The sequence below is a fragment of the Dokdonella soli genome (assembly GCF_039523175.1).
Classification (GTDB): Bacteria; Pseudomonadota; Gammaproteobacteria; order Xanthomonadales; family Rhodanobacteraceae; genus Dokdonella_A; species Dokdonella_A soli.
In genome coordinates this window covers 547,116-570,944 of the sequence record NZ_BAAAEU010000024.1, presented here as the reverse complement: position 1 = coordinate 570,944, position 23,829 = coordinate 547,116, and the positions used below count along the sequence as shown (strand labels likewise).

Annotated in this window: 15 protein-coding genes and 1 pseudogene; 13 read left to right on the top strand and 3 right to left on the bottom strand. The window is 63.4% G+C overall.

The features are described 5' to 3' along the window. Positions 1-80: 80 nt before the first annotated feature. From ABD002_RS16490 to ABD002_RS16425, 13 genes and pseudogenes are all read left to right on the top strand, one after another. Positions 81-1,121 carry a LacI family DNA-binding transcriptional regulator gene (locus ABD002_RS16490; protein ID WP_343793042.1) on the top strand — a complete coding sequence of 347 codons (1,041 nt, stop codon included), beginning with the start codon at positions 81-83 and terminating at the stop codon, positions 1,119-1,121. Positions 1,122-1,194: 73 nt separating this feature from the next. Next, a complete protein-coding gene (locus ABD002_RS16485) occupies positions 1,195-2,505 on the top strand; it encodes a sugar MFS transporter (RefSeq protein WP_343793040.1) in 1,311 nt (436 codons plus the stop codon). A gap of 23 nt (positions 2,506-2,528) precedes the next feature. Then, positions 2,529-3,521 (top strand): carbohydrate kinase family protein, encoded by a 993-nt coding sequence (locus ABD002_RS16480; protein WP_343793038.1) that lies wholly within the window; start codon positions 2,529-2,531, stop codon positions 3,519-3,521. After that, positions 3,505-4,773, top strand: a complete 1,269-nt coding sequence (locus ABD002_RS16475; RefSeq protein WP_343793036.1) for an AGE family epimerase/isomerase — start codon at positions 3,505-3,507, stop codon at positions 4,771-4,773. Before ABD002_RS16480 ends, ABD002_RS16475 begins: the two co-directional genes overlap by 17 nt. 17 nt (positions 4,774-4,790) lie before the next feature. After that, complete coding sequence (locus ABD002_RS16470; protein WP_343793033.1) at positions 4,791-6,155, top strand: glycoside hydrolase family 47 protein; 1,365 nt, start codon at positions 4,791-4,793, stop codon at positions 6,153-6,155. A gap of 18 nt (positions 6,156-6,173) precedes the next feature. Continuing rightward, positions 6,174-7,500, top strand: a pseudogene (locus ABD002_RS16460) (alpha-L-fucosidase). Further along, complete coding sequence (locus ABD002_RS16455) at positions 7,497-8,960, top strand: alpha-L-fucosidase (protein ID WP_343793028.1); 1,464 nt, start codon at positions 7,497-7,499, stop codon at positions 8,958-8,960. The pseudogene ABD002_RS16460 and the gene ABD002_RS16455 overlap by 4 nt, the downstream one beginning before the upstream one ends. Positions 8,961-9,478: 518 nt before the next feature. Continuing rightward, positions 9,479-11,302: a choice-of-anchor Q domain-containing protein gene (locus ABD002_RS16450; RefSeq protein ID WP_343793026.1), complete on the top strand. Its 1,824-nt coding sequence runs from the start codon at positions 9,479-9,481 to the stop codon at positions 11,300-11,302. Between the two features lie 199 nt (positions 11,303-11,501). Beyond that, positions 11,502-12,233: a winged helix-turn-helix domain-containing protein gene (locus ABD002_RS16445; RefSeq protein WP_343793024.1), complete on the top strand. Its 732-nt coding sequence runs from the start codon at positions 11,502-11,504 to the stop codon at positions 12,231-12,233. A 49-nt stretch (positions 12,234-12,282) separates the two neighbouring features. Next, positions 12,283-13,584 (top strand): sensor histidine kinase, encoded by a 1,302-nt coding sequence (locus ABD002_RS16440; RefSeq protein ID WP_343793022.1) that lies wholly within the window; start codon positions 12,283-12,285, stop codon positions 13,582-13,584. A gap of 249 nt (positions 13,585-13,833) precedes the next feature. Beyond that, positions 13,834-15,018 (top strand): efflux RND transporter periplasmic adaptor subunit, encoded by a 1,185-nt coding sequence (locus tag ABD002_RS16435; protein WP_343793020.1) that lies wholly within the window; start codon positions 13,834-13,836, stop codon positions 15,016-15,018. Between the two features lie 51 nt (positions 15,019-15,069). Next, positions 15,070-18,270, top strand: a complete 3,201-nt coding sequence (locus ABD002_RS16430; protein WP_343793018.1) for an efflux RND transporter permease subunit — start codon at positions 15,070-15,072, stop codon at positions 18,268-18,270. Further along, the gene (locus tag ABD002_RS16425) at positions 18,210-19,823 is read left to right on the top strand and encodes an efflux transporter outer membrane subunit (RefSeq protein ID WP_343793016.1); all 1,614 of its coding nucleotides are present in this window, start codon (positions 18,210-18,212) and stop codon (positions 19,821-19,823) included. Before ABD002_RS16430 ends, ABD002_RS16425 begins: the two co-directional genes overlap by 61 nt. Positions 19,824-20,059: 236 nt before the next feature. Here the strand turns inward: ABD002_RS16425 and ABD002_RS16420 are convergent, their stop codons facing one another. The 3 genes from ABD002_RS16420 to ABD002_RS19755 all read right to left on the bottom strand — a co-directional run bounded on the left by ABD002_RS16420 (position 20,060) and on the right by ABD002_RS19755 (position 23,745). Then, on the bottom strand, positions 20,060-20,449 hold the full coding sequence (locus ABD002_RS16420; protein WP_343793014.1) for a hypothetical protein: 390 nt from the start codon (positions 20,447-20,449) through the stop codon (positions 20,060-20,062). A gap of 98 nt (positions 20,450-20,547) precedes the next feature. Beyond that, entirely contained in the window at positions 20,548-23,112 is a 2,565-nt protein-coding gene (locus ABD002_RS16415) for a hypothetical protein (RefSeq protein ID WP_343793012.1), read from the bottom strand. 405 nt (positions 23,113-23,517) lie between these two features. After that, positions 23,518-23,745, bottom strand: coding sequence for an ATP-binding protein (locus ABD002_RS19755; RefSeq protein ID WP_425545134.1), 228 nt, complete (start codon positions 23,743-23,745; stop codon positions 23,518-23,520). Between the last annotated feature and the right edge of the window lie 84 nt (positions 23,746-23,829).

Genomic DNA, 23,829 nt, shown 5'->3' with positions numbered 1-23,829 from the left:
GCGAATGGTTGACCAGCTACCCAACGCATGATTAGATCGATCCAATTATCCAATTAACTGCATAAAGACACTCGTCACGCATGACAGAGACTCAACAGCCACCACCGCGACGCGCTGTGACCGTCAACGATATCGCCCGCGCCAGCGGGGTATCGCGTGCGACGGTGTCGCTGGTGCTGCGCGGCAGTCCGCTCGTGCACGCAGAAACCCGCAACCGGGTCGAGCTCGAACTCAAGCGCCAGGGCTATGTCTACAACCGCGGCGCCGCGAACCTGCGGCGCCGCACCTCTTCCAGCGTCGCGCTGGTGATCAACGACCTGTCCAATCCGTTCTTCGCCGAATTCGCGATGGGCGTTGATGAGGCATTGGTCGGCGAGGGCTATGTGACCCTGCTCGGCAGCACGGGCGAGTCGCCGGCGCGTCAGGAGACCCTGCTGGCTTCGCTGATGGAGCACAGCCCGGCCGGCGTGATTCTTTCGCCGGCTGAACACAGTGACGGCGAGCGTTTGCAACGTCTGCTCGGTCCGCATACCGCGGTACTGGTATTCAACCGCGAACTGCCCGGCGCAGGGTACGATTTCCTCGCGCTGGACAATCGTCGCGGTGCCTGGCTCGCCACCGAGCATCTGCTGGCGAGGGGCCATCGCCGCATCGCTTTCTTTGGCGGCCACGCGGACTCGAGTTCCTGTCAGCAACGCCGGCAAGGCTATGCCGACGCAATGATCGCGGCCGGCATTCCGCCCGATCCGCGTTGGCTGATCGAAAGTGCGCCGACTCGCGTGGAGGCCTCGCAACGGACTGTCGAACTGTTCGCTCACGCGCGCGCGCCGACCGCAGCGGTCTGCTACAACGACAACGTCGCGTTGGGCCTGAAACTGGGCTTGATCGCGCGCGGCGTGCGACCCGGGTTGGACTTCGCACTGACCGGGTTCGACGACATTCCGGAAGCCGCACAGACCACTCCGCCGCTGACCACGATCGCGGTCGAGCCGCGCGCACGCGGGCGCCAGGCGGCGGAACTGCTGCTGCAACGCGTGCGCGATCGCGATGCGCCCACCCGGCAGGTCGTCGCACCCGTGCAACTGGTCGTGCGCGGCAGCAGCGGGGCGCCGCCGTCATGAATGGCTCATACGGCAACCATCCCGGCGCGCGGATCGCCGCGTGCGTAACGAATCACGTCACCAGGTCAGTCCAATGAGCAAACCCATCGCGATCGATGTCTCCGCTGGCTCTCGACGCACGATGAACGCTCGCGTTGCGCTGATCGCGATGACGGCGATTTTCTTCATGTGGGGTTTCATCACCGAGCTCAATGACGTGCTGATTCCGCATCTGAAGTCAGTGTTCTCGCTGAACTATCGCCAGTCGATGCTGATCCAGTTCTGCTTCTTCGGCGCCTACCTGGTGATGGCGGTGCCGGCGGGGCGTGTGGTCGCGCACGTGGGCTACAAGTTCGGCATCGTCATCGGCCTGCTCGTGGCCGGCGGCGGAGCCTTGCTGATCCTGCCGGCCGCACAGATCGGCGCGTACAACCTCTTCCTGCCGGCATTGTTCATCCTCGCAACCGGGATCGTGCTGCTACAGGTATCGGCGAATCCCTACGTCAGCCTGCTCGGTGCGCCACAGCATGCGGCGAGCCGCCTCAACTTCGCGCAGGCGATCAACTCGGTCGGGCACACGATCGGTCCGGCCGTGGGCGGTGCGCTGATTTTCACCACAACGCATCTCACTGTCACCGAACTCGCCGCGCTGCCGGCGGCGCAACGCGCGCAAACCGTGCAGCCGTTGTACCTCGGCGTCGCACTCGCGCTGATCGCGCTCGCGGTGGCTGTCTATCTGTTCCGCCTGCCGGCGCATGGCGAGGCAACCGAGAAGGCCGATCCGCAGCGCCACACCTTCATCGAAGTCCTGCGCCACAAGCATGTGCGCTGGGGTGTGCTGGCGATTTTCCTTTATGTCGGTGCCGAGGTCACGATCGGCAGCTTCCTCGCAAGTTACGCCATGCGACCCGATATCGGCGCGATCGCGAAGGCCGACGTCGGTTTCTACGTATCCCTGTATTGGGGCTGCGCGATGACCGGGCGTTTCGTCGGCGCAGCGCTGCTGCTCAAGCTGAATCCGCGGCGGATGCTGGGTGCCTATGCCACGATCAACATCGCGCTGTTGCTTGCCACCATTTTCAGCAGTGGCGAGTTTGCGATGTGGAGCGTGATCGTGATCGGCTTCTTCAATTCGATCATGTTCCCGACGATTTTCACGCTGGTCATCGACAGGCTTGGCCCGCTCACCCCGAAGGCATCCAGCTTGCTGGTGATGGCGATCTTCGGCGGTGCGGTGATTCCGTTTCTGCAAGGGCATCTGGTCGATTTCCTGCAGGCAGATGTTGGCAACGAGACCACGGCGCTGCAGTACGCATTCGTCCTGCCGGCGCTGTGCTATGCCTACATCGTCTGGTACGGCCTGCGGGGTTCGCGCGTTGGTGCGCCAGCGGCGTCGATCGCGTAACGGGCCCATCGAAGGACGCAACCATGCAACGGATTGTCTGCTTCGGCGAAGCACTGATCGATTTTCTCGCGCAGCCCGCGCAGGCACCCGGGGAGCCGCGTGCGTTCCTGCAGTATGCGGGCGGCGCGCCGGCGAACGTAGCGGTCGCGGTCGCGCGGCTCGGCGGCCGCGCCGATTTCGTCGGCATGCTGGGAGCCGACATGTTCGGCGACTTCCTGCTGGAGAGCCTGCGTGCGGCCGGTGTCGGCACCGGTTGCAGCGCACGCACCGTGGCGGCGAAGACGGCACTCGCTTTCGTTGCGCTGGATCCCGAGGGCGAACGCAGTTTCAGTTTCTACCGGCCGCCGGCCGCCGATCTGCTGTTCCGCGCCGAGCACTTCCAGCCCGAATGCTTCGCCGATACCGGCGCATTCCATGTGTGCTCCAACAGCTTGACCGAAGACGCGATCGCTGCGACGACCTTGCAAGGCATCGCCCGTGCACGTGACGCCGGCGCGCTGGTCAGTTTCGACATGAACCTGCGCCCGGCTCTGTGGCCACAAGGTATCGATCCGCATCCGCGCCTGTGGGACGTGCTGATGGTGGCGGATCTGATCAAGCTCGCGCGCGCCGAACTCGATTATGTCGCCGGGCCGCTGGGTGACGAGCGCACTGTCATGACGCGACTGTGGGAAGGGCGGGCGAAGGCGGTGATCATCACCGATGGCGCGGCACCGATCCGCTGGTTCACGCGCGATGCCGCGGGTCAGGTTCCGAGCTTTCGCGTACGCGCGCTCGACACGACCGCGGCCGGCGACGCTTTCGTCGGTGGCCTGCTGTACCGGTTGGCCGAGCATGGCGTCGATGGCGAGGGTCTGCCTGTCTTTGTGCGTGATGCGGGCGCGTTCGAGGGTGCGCTGCGTTTTGCCGCCGCAGTCGGCGGGCTGACCGTGACGCGGCATGGCGCGTTCGCGGCGATGCCCGCGCTTGCTGAAGTCGAACAACTGCTGCGGGAACAATATGAGCACGCTGCCTGACACGCGCGATTCGAGCCTGCCGGTCGATTTCCGTTCGGTGGATTTCCTGCGCGCCCACGTCGCGCAGACGATGGCGTTCTACCATCCGCGCGCAATCGACGCGGCTGGCGGATTTTTTCATTATTTCCGCGACGACGGTTCGGTATACAACGCCGGCCATCGCCATCTGGTCAGCAGCACGCGCTTCATCTTCGACTATGCGATGGCGTTCCGCGAGTTCGGCAAGCAGGACTATCTCGATGCTGCAAGGCACGGCCTGCGCTATCTGCGCGATGTGCATCGTAACGCGGCCGGCGGCTATGCCTGGACCTTGCAGGACGGAAAAGTGGAGGATCCGACGAACCATTGCTACGGCGTGGCGTTCGTCCTGCTCGCGTATTCGACGGCATTGAAAGCCGGCATCGAGGAAGCGCGCGGTTGGATGGCCGAAACCTGGGACTTGCTCGAACAGCGTTTCTGGGATTCCGCTGCCGGCCTTTACCGCGACGAGGCCGACGTGGAATGGAACTTCTCCGCCTATCGCGGCCAGAACGCGAACATGCACATGTGCGAGGCGATGCTGGCGGCGTTCGAGGCCGGCGGCGATCGCCGCTATCTCGAGCGTGCGCTCGCACTTGCCGACACGATGACGCGTCGCCAGGCCGCCAAGGCTGGTGGCCTGGTTTGGGAACACTACGACATCGACTGGAATGTCGATTGGAACTACAACCGCGACAATCCCAGGCATCTGTTCCGTCCGTGGGGATTCCAGCCCGGTCACCAGACCGAATGGGCCAAGCTGCTGGTGATCCTCGAACGTCACGTGAAGGCGGACTGGCTGGTGCCGACCGCGCAACGCCTGTTCGATGTCGCATTGGAGCGTTCCTGGGACACCCGACGCGGTGGGATGTACTACGGCTTCGCTGATGAAACGTTGAGCGGATCCAAAAGCCCGGCCGTCCCTGGCCGGACGTCTCAATACATCTGCGACGACGACAAGTATTTCTGGGTGCAAGCCGAATCGCTGGCCGCAGCCGCCTTGCTGGCTGCGCGCACCGGCGAAGCGCGCTACTGGGATTGGTACGACAAGCTCTGGGCGTATTCCTGGCGGCACTTCGTCGATCACCAATACGGCGCGTGGTATCGCATCCTCGATGCCGACAATCGCAAGTACAGCGACGAGAAGAGTCCTGCCGGCAAGACCGACTATCACACGATGGGCGCGTGCTACGAGGTGCTGAACGTCGTACGGCGATTGAAGGGAGAGGGGTGATGTCGATTGAGCAGCCCATGCGGATCCTGTTTGCGCTGATCGCGCTCGTGTCGACATCCGCGCTTCACGCCGCCGATTTCAGCGACGCCGAGGCAGCAGGCATCGCGCGGCAGGTCAAAGCCGAGACGCAGCATGCGTGGCGTGGTTATATGCAGTACGCGAAGGGCCGCGATGCGCTGAAGCCGCTGAGTCGCGGCGCGCACGACTGGTACGCGCAATCGCTGCTGATGACGCCCGTCGATGCACTCGACACCCTGATCCTGATGGGGCTCGACGAAGAGGCCGCGCAGGCGCGCGAGTTGATCGTGACCGGGCTCCGTTTCGATCAAGATATCTACATCAAGAATTTCGAGATCACGATCCGCTTGCTCGGCGGTCTGCTCTCCGGGTATCAGCTCACCCACGACGAACGGCTGCTCAAACTCGCCGACGATCTCGGCACGCGCCTGCTGCCGGCGTTCGAGTCGAAGACCGGGTTGCCGTACACCGAAGTCAACCTGCGCACCGGTGCGGTGCGCGGGAAGATCAGCAATCCCGCCGAGACAGGCAGTTTGCTGCTCGAATTCGGCACGCTCGCCCGACTCACCGGCAAGCCGATCTACTACGACAAGGCGAAACGCGCGCTGGTCGAAACCTTCAATCACCGCTCGAAACTCGATCTGGTCGGCTCCGCGATCGACATCGAAACGGGCGCATGGACCGATCCGGAGAGTCATATCGGCGGCGGCATCGATTCCTATTACGAGTATTTGTGGAAGTGTTGGAAGCTGTTCGGCGACGAGGATTGCCATCGCATGTGGCAAACCAGCATCGCCGCGATCAACCGCCATCTCGCGGACACCGTGCGCGGCGAACTCTGGTATGGCCACGCGGACATGAAGTCCGGCAAGCGAACGGCGGCTCAGTACGGCGCATTGGATGCGTTCTTTCCGGCCCTGCTCGCATTCAGCGGTGACTTGCCGCGCGCGCGCAGGCTGCAGGCCTCGTCGATGGCGATGTGGCGATTGCATCACGTCGAGCCCGAATCCATCGACTATGCAACGATGCAGGTCAAGGATGCAAGCTATGTGCTGCGCCCGGAAATCGTCGAATCCACCTACTACTTGTGGCACATCAGCGGCGACGCGCGCTATCGCCGCGAGGGTAAGGAATTGTTCGAGGATTTCGTGCGTTGCTGCCACGCGGATATCGGCTACGCGGCCTTGCAGAGCGTGATCGACGGGCAGAAGAAGGACGAGATGGAAAGTTTCGTGTTTGCTGAAACGTTCAAGTACTTCTACTTGCTGTTCGCGCCGTCGAAGACGTTGGATTTCGATCGCGTCGTGTTCAATACCGAGGCGCATCCCCTGCGGCGAAGCGCGAATTCCGGCAAGCCGCAATAGGTAGCCCGCAGAGCGCGCATGAAACGCATATTGGGTCTGTTGCTGCTTGGAATCGCATGCGGTTTCGCCACACAAGCGGCGGAGCCCGCGGCGTCGACCGACGCACGCATGCAATGGTTTGCGGACGCGAAGTTCGGTGTGTTCATTCACTGGGGCATTTACGCGGTCGACGGCATCGACGAGTCGTGGTCGTTCTTCAACGGCTACCTCTCGCGCGATGACTACATGAAGCAACTCAAGGGTTTCACGGCGAAGAACTACGACGCACAGGCGTGGGCCGACCTGATCAAGCAGAGCGGCGCGCTACGCGGTGCTGACCGGCAAGCACCACGACGGCGTCGCGTTGTGGGATTCGAAGCAGGGCATCAACGTCGCAAGGGATACCCCCGCGCATCGTGATCTGGTCAAGCCGTTCGTCGACGCGTTGCGCAAGGATGATCTCAAGGTCGGCCTGTACTACTCGCTGATCGACTGGTCGTACCCGGACTACCCGGCAATGACGAAAACGCTGACGCGCTACTCGAACGATCCAGTGCGCTGGAATCGCTTCGTTGACTACTACCAGGGTCAGCTTCAGGAAATCGCACAGCGTTACAACCCGGACCTGTACTGGTTCGATGGCGATTGGGAACACAGCGCCGTGGAGTGGCACGCCGACGATACGCGCAAGCTGCTTCTAGCGCGCAATCCGAATGCGATCCTGAACTCACGCCTGGTCGGTCATGGCGACTATGCGACCCCGGAGCAGGGTGTGCCGATCGTGCGCCCCGACGCAAAGTACTGGGAACTGTGCATGACCATGAATGATTCGTGGGGCTACCAGCCCCACGATCACGCCTACAAGACGCCGAACCAGCTGATCCGCATTCTGGCTGACACGATCAGCATGGGTGGCAATCTGCTGCTCGATATCGGTCCGCGCGCGGACGGAACCATTCCCGACGAGCAGGTGAAGATCCTCAAGGAAATCGGCCGCTGGACCGCCAAGCATCAGGAGGCGATCTATGCGACCGAGGCCGGTATTCCGAAAGACTATTACTACGGCGACAGCGCGCTGTCGAAGGACAAGACGACGCTATACCTATTCGTCGACGGCAAACCGAGCGGCCCGGTGCTGGTGAAGGGGCTCAAGAACAAGGTGCTGCGCGCGCGCGTGGTCGGCAACGGTACCAAGCTGGCGACCGTGGTGGTCGGCAAGGCGTACTGGAGCAAGGTGCCCGGCTTGTTGTACATCGATGTACCCGCGGACACGCTCGACCCGCAAGTCACGATACTGGCCTTGCTGCTGGACGGGCCGGTTGATCTGTTTCGCGAGGAAGTGAAGGCGATCGAGAGCAACGGATGAACGCGACTCGCGCATTGTGGCTTTCCATCATGCTGACGCTCACGGCAGCGCCGTTGGCTGGGGCACAACAGGACGCGTACGTTCCTGAAACCGACCCGCTGGTGCTGAAGAAGCTCGATCAGTGGCAGGACTGGAAATTCGGTTTCATGATGCATTGGGGGCCATACAGCCAATGGGGCATCGTCGAATCCTGGTCGATCTGCTCCGAGGACGTGCCGTGGTGCGAGCGGCCGAAAGGCATCAGCTACGTCGACTACAAGAAGAAATACGAACAGCTGCCGACGACGTTCAACCCGACCCGGTTCGATCCGGCGAAGTGGGCACGCGCAGCGAAAGACGCCGGCATGCGCTACGTCGTGTTCACGACCAAGCACCACGACGGATTTTCGATGTTCGACACGAAACAGACCGACTACCGCATCACCGCGGCCAACGTGCCGTTTCACACGAATCCGCGTGCGAACATCACCCAGGAGGTCTTCGGCGCCTTTCGTGCGCAGGGCTTCGGCATCGGTGCCTATTTTTCCAAGGCGGATTGGCATCATCCCGATTACTGGGCGCCGGAGTGGGCGACGCCTGATCGCAATGTGAATTACGACACACGCAAATACCCCGAGCGCTGGCAGCGCTTCGTCGATTTCACCCACAGGCAGATCGGCGAGTTGACCTCACAATATGGCCCGCTGGACATTCTCTGGCTCGATGCGGGCTGGGTGAATCCGCGCAGCCATCCGGACGCGCGCGCCGGCAGTGGCGAAGCGACGTGGCCGCAGGACATCGACATGCCGGGCCTCGCCAGCGCCGTGCGACACAATCAACCCGGCCTGATCATCGTCGACCGCGCGGTCGGCGGACGCTACGAAAACTATCGCACGCCTGAGCAGAAGGTCCCCGAGACCGAACTGCCCTATCCGTGGGAAACCTGCATGACGCTGGGGGACTCCTGGTCGTACAAACCCGGCGACAACTACAAGTCTGCGCGCGAGATCGTCCACCTGCTGGTGGATGTCGTCGCCAAGGGCGGCAATTTCCTGCTCAATGTCGGCCCGGATGCGAACGGCGAACTGCCGGCAGTTGCGTTGCAACGCATGCGCGAGGTCGGCGCATGGATGAAGACGAACGGCGAGGCCATTTATGCGAGCCGCCCGATCGCACCGTACAGGGAGGGCAAGCTGCGTTTCACGGCGCTGAAGGACGGCACGGTGTATGCGATCTACCCCGCCGGAAACGAAGAACAGCAACTGCCGGCCACGATCATCCTCAATGGCGTAATCCCGGCGAAGAACGCGACGATGCGAATACTCGGTTCCCCAGCCCCGCTGTCGTGGCGGCGAGAAGGCAAGGGAACCGCCATCGGGATTCCTGCGGCGGTCAGAAAACAGACCGTCGGTGCCTACGCCTGGACGATTCGGATTTCAGAAATCAGGAAACCGCCGCCGCCAACGCTCGCCGGGTCGTGAGTCTGTAGTCGTGAGCGGCGCATTGCTGGCCACCCCAACTCCAGCAATGATCACCTTGCCGTTCGACAGCAAGACCGCCTCGCTTCGTCCGGAGACGTCACTTGCGTCGTTGATCGTGAGTTCCAATTGCGCTGCTGGATCGTGCACGCTCTCGGCATCCGCGTCTACTGAAGCGCGATTCGAAGGCCGTTTCACACAACTACGCCGGCAGCACACGAGAAAGGCGGCCTCGGCCTTCAGACTACGTCTGTCGCGCCGCCCGCCTCCCTGCCGATGGCGTTCGACGTCGGCGCCGGCCGCTGGCGATTGTCGTCATTGGCGGTATTCTGTGTTCACTTCTATTTGCGTCGTAGTCTTTCCGGCGTTATTCCGACTTGTGTCGCAGCGCGAACGTTCCCTACGAGCGATAGTCGGGAGTAGAAATCGAACGGCTCAACACAACGGATCAATTCAAGAAGGGGTATCCAGTCATGTCTCGATTGGGCGGGAATTCGCTCTGCACGTTGGCCGTGTTTCTGATGGCGGGTTCGCTCCCTGCGCTGGCAGGCACGATCGCGGTCGATCACGCGAACTGCACCCTGGCACAGGCCATACTTGCGGCAAATCTGGCCAACAACGCCGCCCCCGCACTGGGAGAATCGGCGACCACTACGACCGGCAGTTGCAGCGCGAGCGCAACGAGCGGCGCGAATGTCATCACGCTTGCCCCGAATTCCGTACTGTCCTACGGCACAGCCGACAACTACTGGTACGGGCCCAATGCCTTGCCGCCGATCGCGAGCAACATCACGATCGAAGGCAATGGTGCGACGTATCAGATCGCGAACGGCACGACCCGTTTGCGCTTCTTCTTTGTCGGTGCCAATCCGTCAACCACAGGTTCGGCTCCCGCGACCCCCGGCTACAACACCCCGGGTGCGGGGAGCCTCACGCTGCACAACCTAACGCTCATGGGCGGCGTCCAACAGGGCGGCAGTAGTCAGACGGGCGGCAGTGGTGCCGGCATGGGCGGAGCCATCTTCAATCAAGGCACGCTGAATTTGAACGCGGTTACGCTGACCGGCAATGTGGCTCGTGGGGGCAGCGGCAGCGGTACCTCCGGCTTCACCGGCGGCGGCGGCATGGCTTCCGATGGTACGGGCAGCGGCGATGGCGGAGGTATGGGAGGCCCGGTCCCGTTTGGCAGTGGGGAGCCCGGCAACCTCGGAACCTCGAGTGCCGGGGGGGGCGGTGGCGGTCGGCCGAATGGGATGGGGGGGGCAGGTGGCACCGGCTTCGCCAGCGGCGCCGGCGGTGATGGCGGCGGCGGCGGTGGCGAATCCGGCTCGGCTTTAGGCGATGACGGCGGCGGTGGTTTCGGCGGCGCCACTTCAGGTGGCGCCAGTTTTGGTAGCGGCGCTAGTGGTAACGCGGGCGGCGGTGTCGGCGGCGGCGGCGGCGGTTACGGCATCGTTGGTGGCGGTGGCGGCTTTGGTGCAGGTGGTGGTGCGGTAGGCGGCAACGGTGGGTTCGGTGGCGGGGGCGGCGGCGTTGGAGGTGGCGCAGCGGGCGGTTTCGGCGGAGGAGCCGCCGGTGGCGGAGGTGGCGGGGGTGGCGGAGGCTTTGGCGGCGCGATCTTCAACCACTACGGCTCGGTATCGCTCGTCAATTGCACGCTGACCGGAAACACAGCCGCGGGCGGAAATGGCGCACCCAACGGCGGGGGCGGCAGCGGCTACGGCGGTGCCATCTTCAATCTCAATGGCACGGTCAACGTGGCGTTTTCGACCCTCGCGGGCAATGCCGTCAGTGCCGGCGCAAGCGCTGCAAACGGGTTTGCCGATGGCGGCGCGATCTACAGCCTGGCCTACAACGGCGACAGCACGACACCAGGAACCCCGGGTTACACCGGCAGCCATGCGGCCATGCTGAATTTGTCCAACAGCGTTCTCGCGAACAGTAGCAACGGCTCCCACGATCTCGTCAGCGACCAGCCAGCGCAAGTGGCCGGCGGTTTGACGAATCACAGCGTCGCCAGCGTGATGAGTGGTGGCGTCAATCTGGTGAGGACAGCGACCCGTCTGAACAACGCGTCGGCGCTACCCAACGGCTGGTTGACTGCCGATCCGCTACTGCTCGCCTTGACCAACAACGGCGGCCCTACTCCGACGATGGCACCGCAAACGGGCAGCCCCGCCATCGACGTCGCCGTCGCGAGCGGCAGCAACTTGCCGCCAACTGACCAGCGCGGCTATGCGCGCATATGGGGTCGTGCGCCCGATCTCGGCGCCTATGAGTACGGTTCACAACCCGGTCTTAACGACGACATCTTTCACGACGGATTCGATGGCAGTTCTCCGTAAGAGCAGCAGAGAGTTGGCGCATCGGACTCGAGAATCCGCGCCTTCACCGCAGCGATCCGCCTCCGGGCGCGTTCCGAGTGGCAACGCGGTGTCGACTGACGATGGCTCAATCGAGCCTTGGCAGTGAGATGACCAACGCGATGCGGCCGTTCATCGCATCGGGCCATCGAGGCCGGGTTTTGAAAAGCTCGATGGCCCGATGCGAGGGTTCATGCCCATGCGATGCCTACTGATCGAGGACGACAAGCCCACAGCGCGCTTCATCCGCGACGGCCTGCAGCGTTCCGGCTGCACGGTGGAAGCTTGCCATGATGGCAAGACGGGACTGACTCAGGCCATTGAAGGGCAGTGGGACGTGATCGTGCTCGACCGGATGCTGCCCGGCGGCGTCGATGGGCTCGATATTCTCGCTGCGCTGCGCGCGCGCGACGACGCGACCCCGGTGTTGGTACTGAGCGCGCTGAGCAGCCTCGACGAACGCGTTCGCGGTCTGCGCGGAGGCTGCGACGACTACCTGACCAAGCCGTTTGCGTTCGACGAATTGCTGGCCCGCATCGAGGCGCTGACTCGGCGTGCCACTCATCGCAACGACACCGAACGGATGACCGTGGCAGACCTGCAGCTTGATCCGCGTACTCGACGCGTGTTCCGCGATCGCAAGCTCATTGCGCTGCAGCCGCGGGAGTATTTGCTGCTGGAATATCTGGTGCGTCACCAGGGCGAGGTCGTGACGCGCAAGATGCTGCTGGCGGCGGTATGGGGCTACCACTTCGATCCCGAAACCAACGTGATCGATGTGCAGATGAGCCGACTGCGCAACAAGGTGGACAAGGATTTTGCCGTGCCGCTGATCCAGACGGTTCGTGGTGTCGGCTACACGATCCAGGCCCCGCCCGACACGGCGACCGCGAGCCGGCCCGTCGATGGCTAGCTTCCGTCATTCCGTCGTCTTCCGCATGGCCGTTGGCTACGGCTTGCTGTTGCTGTTCTCGGTCGCGCTGATCTCAACCGTGTTCTACGTCGGGACGGCCGGCCTGCTGGCTCGCAACATCGACAAGCAGCTGACCGCGACCTCGCGACGCCTCATCCAGATCCGCGAGCAGGCCGGACAAGACGCGCTGGAGCGCGAGATCCATGTTCTGTTGACGGATGACCGGGATGTCAATACCGAGGTCTACCTGCTCATCGATCCGGCCGGCAGGAAGATCATCGGCAACCTCACCGCATGGCAGGGGTTGTCGGGCCAGAACGACCAACTGGTCAAGCAACAGGTCAAGCGGTTGGGCCGCGACTCGGTCAGCCGCCTGCTGACCTACCGGTTCCGGGATGGCACGACACTGGTGGTGGGGCGCGACATGCAGGACCAGCGCGAACTGGAGCGCATGATCCTGGTGGCGCTGGGGCTGGGTGGCCTGGTTGCGCTGGTGCTCGCGGCCGTCGGGGCGTGGCTGTTCCGCGCGCAATTGCAGAATCAGCTCAAGGCAATCCACCGCACCACCGCCGAGATCTCCGCCGGCAATCTCGACCGGCGCATCGAGGTTGGCAGTTCGCGGGACGAATTTGCGGTGGTCGCCGGCGACATCAACGACATGCTCGACGAGATCGAGCGCCTGATGGACACCGCGCGCAACGTGTCCAACGCGATCGCGCACGATCTGCGGACACCGCTGGGGCGGATCCGCGGCGCGCTGGAAGATGCATTGCAGTCCCATCATCCGCTCGAGAAGCTCCCCGGTCGCGCGCAGTACGCGATCGACGAGATCGATGCGCTGATTGGGGTATTCGACAAGCTGCTGCAGATCGCCGAGGCCGAATCCGGTGTGCGCCGGCAACGTTTCGACCTGCTGCCGTTGCGCCAGGTGATCGGCGACATCGTCGAGCTGTACCAACCCGCCGCCGAAAACGAGGGCATCGCGCTCAGCCTGGCGGTGGAGGGCGAGCCGATGGTGAGCGCCGATCGCGACCTGCTCGCCGGCGTGCTGGCGAATCTGCTCGACAACGCGCTGAAGTACGCTGGCCGCGGTGCGCATGTGCAGGTACGAATCCTGAGTGGCCCACGCGATGTGCGCATCCTGGTCCGAGATGATGGCCCCGGCATACCGGCGGACGCTATCGGCAGAGCCACCGAGCGATTCTTCCGTGTGGATTCCAGCCGGAATCTGCGCGGCAACGGTTTGGGTCTGTCGATCGTCGCGGCGGTGGTGGCCCTGCATCGCGGCACTCTCACGCTGCGCGATGCCCATCCGGGCCTGGAAGTGGGCATCTCGTTGCCGCACGGTTGAGGCGGACCGACGCCGCCGACACGGCAACCTTTCCAAACCGTAACTTTTACCGATGCGGCATGCTCACTAAGGTGGCGCCGCGAAGTGCTCGCCTGCCCGTGGGCCGCGCGTCCGCGCACAGGCCCGATCTGCGGCAACCGACTGATACGGCCTCCGATGAAGTCCTGCGCGTCGCGTGGAGCCGGCCCGTCGCGCCCGGCGGTCCCTCATTGTCGACGCTTCGCACTCGCCACCGAACCTGGAATGGGCATGCAGATGACGCACAAGCTGAAGATCGGCGCGGCCGCCGCCTTGGCTGTTCTGGTGGTTTGCATCGGCTACGTCTGGCTCGCTCCTCGGGGTGGCGCCTCGTTGCCGACCAAGGCTGCTGCGCCGACCGCTGCGCAAGACACGGTGACGATCACCGAGCTGCAGGCTAAGCACGTCAGCGTGATTGCCGCCCAGATGCACGCATTCGACGCGCGGCTCGATGCCGTTGGCTTCATCGATTTCAACCAGGATCATTTGGCCCAGGTGTTTTCGCCCTACCAGGGGCGCGTGCGGGAGGTACGGGCGAAAGCGGGCGACGACGTCGCCAAGGGCCAGGTGCTGTTCACCGTCGACAGCCCGGACCTGGTGCAGGCCGAGTCCAACCTGATCTCGACGGCGGGCTTGCTTGCGCTGACCAGCAAGACGCTGGAGCGAGCGCGGCAGATGATCACCATCCAGGCGAACGCCGTGAGGGATATCGAGCAAGCCGTTTCCGACCAGCAGACCGCGGCGGGCAACTACCAGGCCGCGCGCAATGCACTGCGCATCTTCGGCAAATCGGACGCGGACATGGATCGGATTGCCGCCAGCCGCAAGATCGACGGCGAACTGCGCGTCGTGAGCCCGTTTGCCGGCCGCGTGACCGCGCGCGCCGCAGCCCCCGGCGTACTGGTCCAGCCGGGCGCAGCGCCGGCGCCCTTCACGGTCGCGGACTTGTCCAGCGTGTGGATGGTGGCCAACGTGGTCGAGGGCGACGTCGCCGCACTGCGGATCGGCCAATCCGTTTCGGTAACGGTCGCCGCGCTGCCGGGACGGAAACTGCAAGGCTCGATCAGCTACATCGGCAGCACGGTCGACCCGAGTACGCATCGCGTCAGCGTACGCTCGGAAATTGCCGACCCGCAGCATGAGCTGCGACCGCAAATGCTCGCCACCTTCGTCGTCCACACCGGCGCGCCCGTGCAATCGGTCGGCGTGCCGGCCAATGCGGTCGTACGCGAAGGCGACGGCACGATGACGGTCTTCGTCACCGGGGATGGTCGTCGCTTCGTGCGTCGCGTGGTCAAGCTCGGCCTGCAGCAGGACGGGATGGACCAGATCATCGAAGGTCTGTCGGCCAGCGAACGTGCGGCCGGCGACGGCGCCCTGTTCGTCAGCAACGCACTGGCTCTGCAATCCAATTAGCGCATCGGGACGGCCGCTTGCTGCCGTGCTCCATCGACAGAAGGCGACACCGTGTTCAGAGGTCTCATCGCGTTCGCACTGACCCGACGATCCATCGTGATCATGGGCCTGGCCGCCTTCATCGCGATTGGCCTGGCGGCGTACGCGAAGCTCAACATCGAAGCCTATCCGAATCCTGCGCCGGTCATCCTGGAGATCACCGCGCAGGCCCCCGGGCTGTCGGCCGAGGAAATGGAGCGCAGCTACACGCGACCGATGGAGGTGGGATTGGCGACCACACCCGGCGTCGACAACATCCGCTCGACGTCGTTCTACGGCCTGTCGTTCGTCCGCGTCACCTTCAAGTACGGGATCGACTACTACTTCGCGTATACGCAGGCGGCGTTGAACCTGCAGCAGAACGTGAGCCTGCCGAACAACATCGTGCCGCAGATCCAGGCTTCGAGCCTGGTCGGTGAAATCTATCGCTATCAGCTGGTCGGGCCGCCGCACTACGGCCTGACCAATCTGCGCACGGCGCAGGATTGGGTCGTCACACGCCGGCTGCTGTCGGTGCCCGGCATTGCCCAGGTCGTGACCTGGGGCGGCACGACCAAGGAATACGAGGTCGAGGCCGACCTGCACAAGCTGGAGGGCTACAGCGTGACCCTGCCGCAGCTGATCGGCGCGATCGGGAACGCGAACACCAACGTCGGCGGGCGCACCGTCAACATCGGTCAGCAGTCGGTCAACATCCGTGGCGTCGGGCTGATCAGGAACAGCGACGACATCGGTCACATCGTGCTGTCGCAATCCAATGGCACGCCGGTGCTGGTCAAGGATGTCGCGAAGGTGTCGGTCGGCTCCGTGCCACGGCTCGGCAAGGCCGGACGCGACGATCAGGACGACGTCGTGACCGGCATCGTCGTGATGAATCGCACCTTGCAGACCAATGAAGTGCTCGCCCGCGTCAAGGCCGAGGTGGAGAAACTCAATCACGATGGCACGCTGCCGCCAGGCGTGGAGGTGGCGCCGTTCTACGATCGATCCAACCTGGTCAACGTCACCACCCACACGGTGCTGCACAACCTGATCTTCGGCTGCCTGCTGGTATTCCTGATCCAGTGGGTGTTCCTGGGCGATCTGCGCAGTGCGATCATCGTCAGCGCCAACATTCCGATTGCGCTGCTCTTCAGCATCATCATCCTGGTGATGATGGGCGATTCCGCCAACCTGTTGTCGGTCGGCGCGGTGGATTTCGGCATCATCGTCGACTCGGCGGTGATCCTGATCGAGAACATCTTCCGCAACTTCCAGAGGAGCCCCGAGGCTCGGCAGCAACTGCTGCATGACCAGGCCCAGAGCGACTTCGCGATGTACTCGCCGGGCGGCATCGCGCATGGATGGTCGAAGAAGCTCCGGCTGCTGTTCGTCAGCGCGATCGAGGTCGACCGCGCAGTGCTGTTCTCCACCGCGATCACGGTCGCCGCGTTCATCCCGCTGTTCACGATGCAGGGCGTGGAGGGTCAGATCTTCGGCCCGATGGCGCGCACTTATGCGTATGCGTTGTCCGGTGCGCTGATCGCGACGTTCACCGTGACGCCGGTGCTGGCCTCGCTGCTGCTGCCCAGGCACGTCAAGGAAACTGAAACGGTCTTCGTGCGCGCGATCCGCGGGGTCTATTCGCCGGTGCTGCGCTGGGCGCTGCGCAGGCGCAGGACCACCGTCGCGATCGGAGTCGCCTTTCTCCTCGTGGCCGGCCTGCTGTTGCCGCGCATCGGCACCGAATTCCTGCCCGCGCTGGAGGAAGGCAACCTGTGGATACGCGCGACGATGCCGATCACGATCTCGCTCGAAGCCGGCATGGACAAGGTCAACCGCATGCGGCAGATCGTGAAGTCCCATCCGGAAGTGGTCACCGTGGTCTCCCAGCACGGGCGTCCCGACGACGGCAGCGATGCCTCGGGCTTCTACAACGTCGAGCTGTTCGTTCCGCTCAAGCCGCAAGGCGAGTGGCCCAGCGGTCACACCAAGGAGATGCTGGTCGATGCGCTGCAGAAACAGTTCGAAGAAGAATTTCCCGGCGTCGAATTCAACTTCTCGCAGTACATCCAGGACAACATCGAGGAAGGTCTGTCGGGCGTGAAGGGCGCCAACTCGGTCAAGATCATCGGCCCTGATCTGGTCGAACTGGAGAAGCTGGCCGACCAGGTGCTGCGCGAGATGCGGCAGGTCAAGGGGGTGGAGGATGCGGGCATGTTCAGCGTGCTCGGCCAGCCCAACCTCAATATCACGATCGACCGCGCCAAGGCCGCGCGCTATGGCCTCAACAGCGGCGACATCAACAACGTCGTGCAGGCGGCTGCCGGCGGCACGCCGGCGACGACCGTGCTCGAGGACGACAAACAGTTCGCCTTGGTGGTGCGCCTGGCGCCGCAGTATCGGTCCGACGTGCAGGCGATCGGCAATATCAGCGTCGGCTACACCGCGCCCGGCGGCGCGACCGCGTATGTCCCGCTGCGCGAGCTGGCGACGATCGCGCTGGATACCGGGGCGTCGTACATCTACCACGAGCGCAACGAGCGCTTTATCCCGGTCAAATTCAGCGTGCGCGGGCGCGATCTCGGCAGCACGGTGGTGGAGGCGCAGGCGCGCATCGCGAAGAATGTCGTGTTGCCGGGCGGCTATCACCTCGTCTGGGCCGGCGAGTTCGATGCCATGCAGCAGGCCGCGCGCCGTCTTGCGGTGGCGTTGCCGATCGCGATCCTGCTGATCCTTGCGTTGCTGTATACCTTGTACAACTCGCTGCTCGACAGCCTGCTGACGCTTGCCGCGATCCCGTTCTCGATCGCCGGCGGCATCATCGCACTGTACCTGTCCGGCTTGAACCTGAGCGTATCCGCCGGTATCGGCTTCATTTCGTTGTTCGGCGTGTCGGTGATGAGCGGCATCCTGGTGATCTCGTACTTCAATCACCTGGTATTCGAGGGCCAGGCGCCGCTCGACGCGATGTATCACGCGGCCGAGGAGCGCATGCGCCCGACGCTGATGATGGCGCTGTCGGCCTGCATCGGCCTGTTTCCGGCGGCGATCTCCACCGGCATCGGCAGCCAGGTGCAGCGACCGCTGGCCACCGTCGTGGTCGGCGGCATGCTGCTGGGACCGATCATGTTGCTGGTTGTCGCCCCCGCGCTGCAGGTGCTGGTCGTGGAGTGGTCGCAGAAGCGCAAGCAACGCCGCGGGCCGAGCCCTGTCGAGACGGGAGGCCTGTGATGACGACTTCACGCATCGCACCTAGCTGGCAACCAGGCGGCCATCGCGACAGGCTATTGTCGATTCGGCTGCGCAGGCCGCGCGTACAGGACGCGATCATCGTTGCGGCATTGTTCGCCACACTGTGCACGGGCTGTGCCGTGGGCCCGGACTATCGACGGCCTGCGCTACCGGCAACGGACAGCTATACCCGAGCGCCGCTGCCCGCCGCGATCGGCTCGACCACCGTCGGCCAGGACGAGCAGCATCTCGAACTCGGCGCGAAGATCACCCGCGAGTGGTGGACCGTGTTCGCTTCACCGGCACTGAATGCTCTGGTGCAACGCGCCTTTGCGCACAACCCGAGCATCCAGAGCGCCCAGGCGGTGTTGCGCCAGGCACAGGAAAATGTCACCGCTCAGCGCGGCGCGTATTTCCCATCCGTGCAGCTCGGCTACTCGCCCAGCCGGCAGAAGAATGCAGTGGGCACGGTTTCGCCAACGCTGACCTCGGGCGAGGCGCTGTACACACTGCACACGGCCCAGCTCAGCATTGCCTATGCGCCCGACGTGTTCGGGCTCAACCGGCGCACCGTCGAATCGCTCCAGGCGCAGGCCGACGCGCAACGCTTCCAGCTGGAAGCGGCCTATCTGACGTTGGCTTCCAACGTCGTCGCGGCCGCCGTCCAGGAAGCCGCACTGCGCGCGCAGATCGACGCCAGCAAGGACATCATTGCGGCCGACACGCGTTCATTGGCGATCCTGCGCCAGCAAGCCGTCTTGGGTTACGCCTCCGGCCTGGATGTGGCTACGCAAGAGACCGCCTTGGCCCAGGCGCAGCAGAGTCTCCCTGCGCTGCAGAAGCAGCTCGAACAGACTCGCAATCTGCTCGCGGTGCTGGCGGGAAGCCTTCCCTCGCAGGGTGGAACCGAGGATTTCGATCTGGCCAGCCTGCAGTTGCCGCAGGCCTTGCCGCTGAGCCTGCCTTCGCAACTGGTCGAACAGCGGCCGGATGTGCGCGCCGCCGAGGCGCAGGTGCATGCCGCGAGCGCCCAGGTGGGCGTGGCGGTGGCGAACCGGCTGCCGCAGTTTTCCATTTCCGCCATGTATGGCGGCAGCTCGACGCAATTCAGTCGAATGTTCGAAGATCACAACAAGTTCTGGGGTCTCACCGGCAATCTTGCGCAGACGGTGCTCGACTTTGGCACACTCAAGCATCGTCAGCGTGCGGCCGAGGCAGCATGGCAGCAGTCGGCAGCGCAGTATCGCGGGGTGGTGCTGACAGCCTTCCAGAACGTGGCCGACGCACTCTACGCACTCGACGCTGATGCGAGGGCGCTGAGTGCAGCCATGCAAGCGGAAGCAGCCGCGGAGAAAACCCTGGGCCTCGTTCGCAAGCAGCTCGATCTCGGCTATGTCAATGCGCTGGTACTGCTCAACGCCGAGCAGGCCTATCAGCAGACGAAGATCGCCCGCATCCAGGCGCAGGCGGCCCGCTTCAGCGACACAGCGGCGCTGGTTCAAAGTCTCGGCGGCAGTTGGCAATCCACTGCGGACACCGTATCCAGCGGATAGAGCGGGTAGCCGCGACTCGTGCGATCTGCGTTCGGACACTGCACGACGTTCAACTCGTCAGCGCAGTGGGGTGGTTCGAGTCCCCCGCGCTCCCGACACTCTTCATACGGAGGCTTCGGCCTCGCTTTCTCCAGCCGTCGCTGAGCACTCCTTGCGATCCAAGTCCTGCCGACGCCATCGATGCGAAAGCAGGACTTGTTCAGACCTTCCCTAGGAACTCCGCATTCGGAAGGCACTCAGTTCTGGGTCGCGGTCACGGGTACGGCGCAGACCGGATGTGCGGCGTTGTTGCTGTCGATGCACAACAGAGCGGCTGCCTTGTTCTGTCCCGCCGGAAATTGCGTGCTGTCGACGGTCACGGTCACCGAACCACTGAGCAACCCCTTCAGCGTCAACGTCACCGGCGTCGTAGTCATCCAAGGCGCGCCACACGCCGCAACCTGTTCGATGTGCATAGCCATGCCCGGATTGTTGTTGTTGGTCCAGCTACCCGATGAGTTGGGATCGATCTTGCCTGGGTCGATATCCTGCGCATTGCTGCCGTTCGCGGCGGACGATTGGTACCACAGCCAGCCGTTCGCGTAGTTGCCGGTGCCGAAGGTCGGCGTCGCGAGGTACGCGGCCATCCAGTACTTGGCGGTGATACTTCACGGCCCGGTGCAGAATCAGCTCCGACGAAAGTGGCCGCATTGGTATGCGGCCACCCCTGGGGTTGCGGGCTGCGCTACGGCACTTCGAAGCCGTCGATAAAGATGGCGTCAAACTGCAATCGGAACGCGCCACGTCCGTGCGTGAATGCGATGATTTGCGCGGGTTGCCGACTGGTCTTCAAATCGTAGACCGGGACGTTCGGCAAACCGGTGTTGTAAGGATTCCATGTCGTGCCACCATCCGTGGAGAGAAACACCCCGGCGTCGGTACCCGCCCAGATTGCATTCGGCACAATCGGGTCGGTGACGAGTGCGTTCACCGGGATATCCGGCAATCCGTTGGAAGCATCGGCCCAGGTCATTCCGCCATCGGTGGATTTGCGCACATTGTGTGCGGGCAAACTGCCTGTGAATCCTGCTCGCGCCTGGTAAACCACGTTTGAATGGCGCGGGTCGATCAAGATGCTCGTGACAAAAAGCGAAATCGGGGACGGAGCGGCATCCACTTCCGTAAAGCTGGCGCCGCTGTCGTTGGAAACGAACACGTGGCCGTTGCTTGAACCGGTAAAGATGGTTTGAGCGTCAAGCCCTGGAGCCGGATTGGGCAGCGTGGTGATCGCACTGATCTCCCCGTTCGGCAAGGCCAAGTCCTGCCCGCCGGTACCAGGGCCAAGAGCCGAGAAAATATTGGGAGCTCCGGTCGGGTACGAGAAGAAGCGATCGGCTCGATAGAGCTTGTTCGTGCCGAAGTAGAGTGTGTCGTGCACGCCGCGATCGAGGTGAATCGGCGGATACCACAACACGCGATCGGTGTAATTCATTCCGTTGTTGTATGGCGGGTTGTTTTTGGCAGCGCCCGAAAAGCTATAGTTTTCCAACGCGGTAAATCCCGCCGTCGTGTAGCCGACGCCAATCGACCAGTCGCCGCCGCTTGTGTCGTAGTAGGTGTGCACGAGGTTGTTGGGATTGTCCTGGTCGATCAACGCGGTTCCGCCGTCGCCGTAGTCCAAATGCAGCCAGCCTGCTCCTCCCGTAAAGCCGTCCACGCCGTTGTCCTGCGTACCGCAATAGGCGATATTCGGGTTGGCTTGATACAGGTCGCATTGCTCGAACTGGGTAATCTGCAAATTCGTATTGAGGTTGACCCAGTTGTCGCCGCGATCGATCGATTTCCAGACACCGCCGTCGTTGGCGACCCAGATTTCATTGCTGCGGCCCGGCCACACTTGGATCGCATGGACGTCGGCATGAAGAGCCGTCGTGCCATCTGCGCTGCGCACCTTGCTGGCGAACGTGGCGCCGCCATCGTTGGAACGCATGAACTCGCTCGGCGTCACTTCGTTGTTGTTGGCATCAACCGATGAAATGTAGGAGCCGCCGGTGTATAGGACGCTGGGATTGCCAGGCTCGACCGCAATCGGCATGTCGTACCAACATTGCGTGTTGCAGAAACCTTGCGCGTTGGCGAGCTCGGTCCAGGTCGCGCCGCTATCGTTCGATTTGAACACGCGCCCCCCGCTGCCGGCGCCGGTGGCAGTTTGTCCGTTGCCTACATAGAGCACCGTATTCCCATGCCCATCGCCGGTGGCCGTTATCGCGGCGCGGCTCCATGTGCCGGTGGCGTCGAGCGGCGGCAATCCACCGGTACCGGCGATCTGATTCCAGGTGGCGCCGCTGTCATCGGAGCGCAGGATGCCACCGACGACGCCGCCATTGGCGTACATGGCTGCCCACCAGCGGGTCGGCGTAACCGGGTCTTGGATGACTTGTGATGCAGGATCGTTCGCCACCTGCGTGGTCATCTTGGTCCACGTCAATCCTGCGTCGGTGGATTTGAAAATACCGCGCGGCGGCAGAGACGGCTCCGTGATGCATGCGCCACCCGCACTGACAAAAGCGGTGCCCGTTGTCGCCAGCAACGTATTGGGATTGGTGCGGTCGATTGCGATCGAATTGACGGCGCGGTTTGTGAACAGGGACGAGCCGTACGGCCCTTGCCAGGTGCGACCGGAATCGGTCGACTTGTAGACGCCGACGCCACCGTACGTGTCGCAGCCGAAGTTGCCTTCGCCAGTGCCGACATACAACGTCGCCTCGTTGCGAGGGTGTGGTCCCGGCGCGATGGCGATGCTGCCGATCGCGAGCGAACCGAGCTGATCGCCTATCGGCGCCCACGTTTGGCCGCTGTCGCTGGTGCGCCACACGCCGCCCAGTGCCGCACCGATGAACGCTACTTCGTCTTGTGCATCCAGAGCAATCGCGGTAACGCGCCCGGATACGGCACTGAGATGCTGCGGTGAACCCCAAGGCGTCTCGCCATGGAGCAGCGGTGTCGGGCCGATTGCCTGCCAGTTTTCGGTATGCAGATACGCCGCTGATATCGAGGCGCTTTCGCGAGTTTGTGCATTTGCACTCTGAAGCGCGGAGGCAGCGGCTGCCTGTTGAACGGCCTGAAAGCGCGCAGCCGCCGCATTGAACGTTGGATCGTCAGGGTTGGTTCGACGCAAGACCTCGTATGCCTCGCGCAAATGGGGTGGACCCTCTAGCTCGCGTTCGGGTACACCCGGATGAGTTACCGCGCGCGCGATCGTCAGCACCAGCGGCACGGCAAGCGCCGCAATAAATATCTTGAACTTCACGATAACTCACTCCCCCTACCAGGATGACTAACGATCGCTTTGCGCGGTCTGATTAGGCCGCGAGTAGTAATTTGCTTCCGGCTGGGGAATGGCTGATAGGCAAATTGCTCTGCAAAGATGCGATAGATCAACCTAAGTGTTAGGGAAGGTCCGAACAAGTCAGAGCTCGTCATTCCGGCGAAGGCCGGAAGCGCTTCACAACAGCGAAGCTGGTCATCCAGTTTTCAAACGAGTTGCCGTAGAGCTGGATGACCAGCCTACGGCTGTTGAGAAGCGCCTCCGGCTTTCGCCGGGATGACGCCTTGTTCAGAGGTTCCTTAGCGCCGGTTTGAATTTCCGTAAATTTGGCCGGCTTGAAAATCGTGAGGCAAATGAACGGACTCGGTGTCGTGGGACGTCGACACTTCACTGCTGGATTTGCTCCTTCATGCGGCAGCTCTTGCCTTCGATGCGCACGGTATCGGCGTGGTGCAGCAGGCGATCGAGCAGCGCCGAGGTGGGGGCGCTGTCATTGTTGAAGATCGCGGGCCAGTGCTTGTAGACACGATTGGTCGTGAGCGCGGTGGCGCTGCGCTCGGGGTGATTCGCCCCGTAGTCGGAACAGGAGGGCCTGCTCGCAGAGCTGGCTTGAATGAGTGGCTGACGTCGTCTCGACCCGCCACGAATCGTCGGTGGCCTAGGCGTGCTGGTTCGTATCGCCTGCGAGAGGGCCGGCTT

Excerpts from the sequence above, each read along its gene's own strand:
- ABD002_RS16490 (WP_343793042.1), top strand. The coding sequence starts at position 81 with ATGACAGAGACTCAACAGCCACCACCGCGACGCGCTGTGACCGTCAAC.
- ABD002_RS16480 (WP_343793038.1), top strand. The coding sequence starts at position 2,529 with ATGCAACGGATTGTCTGCTTCGGCGAAGCACTGATCGATTTTCTCGCG.
- ABD002_RS16475 (WP_343793036.1), top strand. The coding sequence starts at position 3,505 with ATGAGCACGCTGCCTGACACGCGCGATTCGAGCCTGCCGGTCGATTTC.
- ABD002_RS16470 (WP_343793033.1), top strand. The coding sequence starts at position 4,791 with ATGCGGATCCTGTTTGCGCTGATCGCGCTCGTGTCGACATCCGCGCTT.
- ABD002_RS16455 (WP_343793028.1), top strand. The coding sequence starts at position 7,497 with ATGAACGCGACTCGCGCATTGTGGCTTTCCATCATGCTGACGCTCACG.
- ABD002_RS16435 (WP_343793020.1), top strand. The coding sequence starts at position 13,834 with ATGCAGATGACGCACAAGCTGAAGATCGGCGCGGCCGCCGCCTTGGCT.
- ABD002_RS16445 (WP_343793024.1), top strand. The coding sequence starts at position 11,502 with ATGCGAGGGTTCATGCCCATGCGATGCCTACTGATCGAGGACGACAAG.
- ABD002_RS16420 (WP_343793014.1), bottom strand. The coding sequence starts at position 20,449 with ATGGCCGCGTACCTCGCGACGCCGACCTTCGGCACCGGCAACTACGCG.
- ABD002_RS16485 (WP_343793040.1), top strand. The coding sequence starts at position 1,195 with ATGAGCAAACCCATCGCGATCGATGTCTCCGCTGGCTCTCGACGCACG.
- ABD002_RS16450 (WP_343793026.1), top strand. The coding sequence starts at position 9,479 with ATGGCGGGTTCGCTCCCTGCGCTGGCAGGCACGATCGCGGTCGATCAC.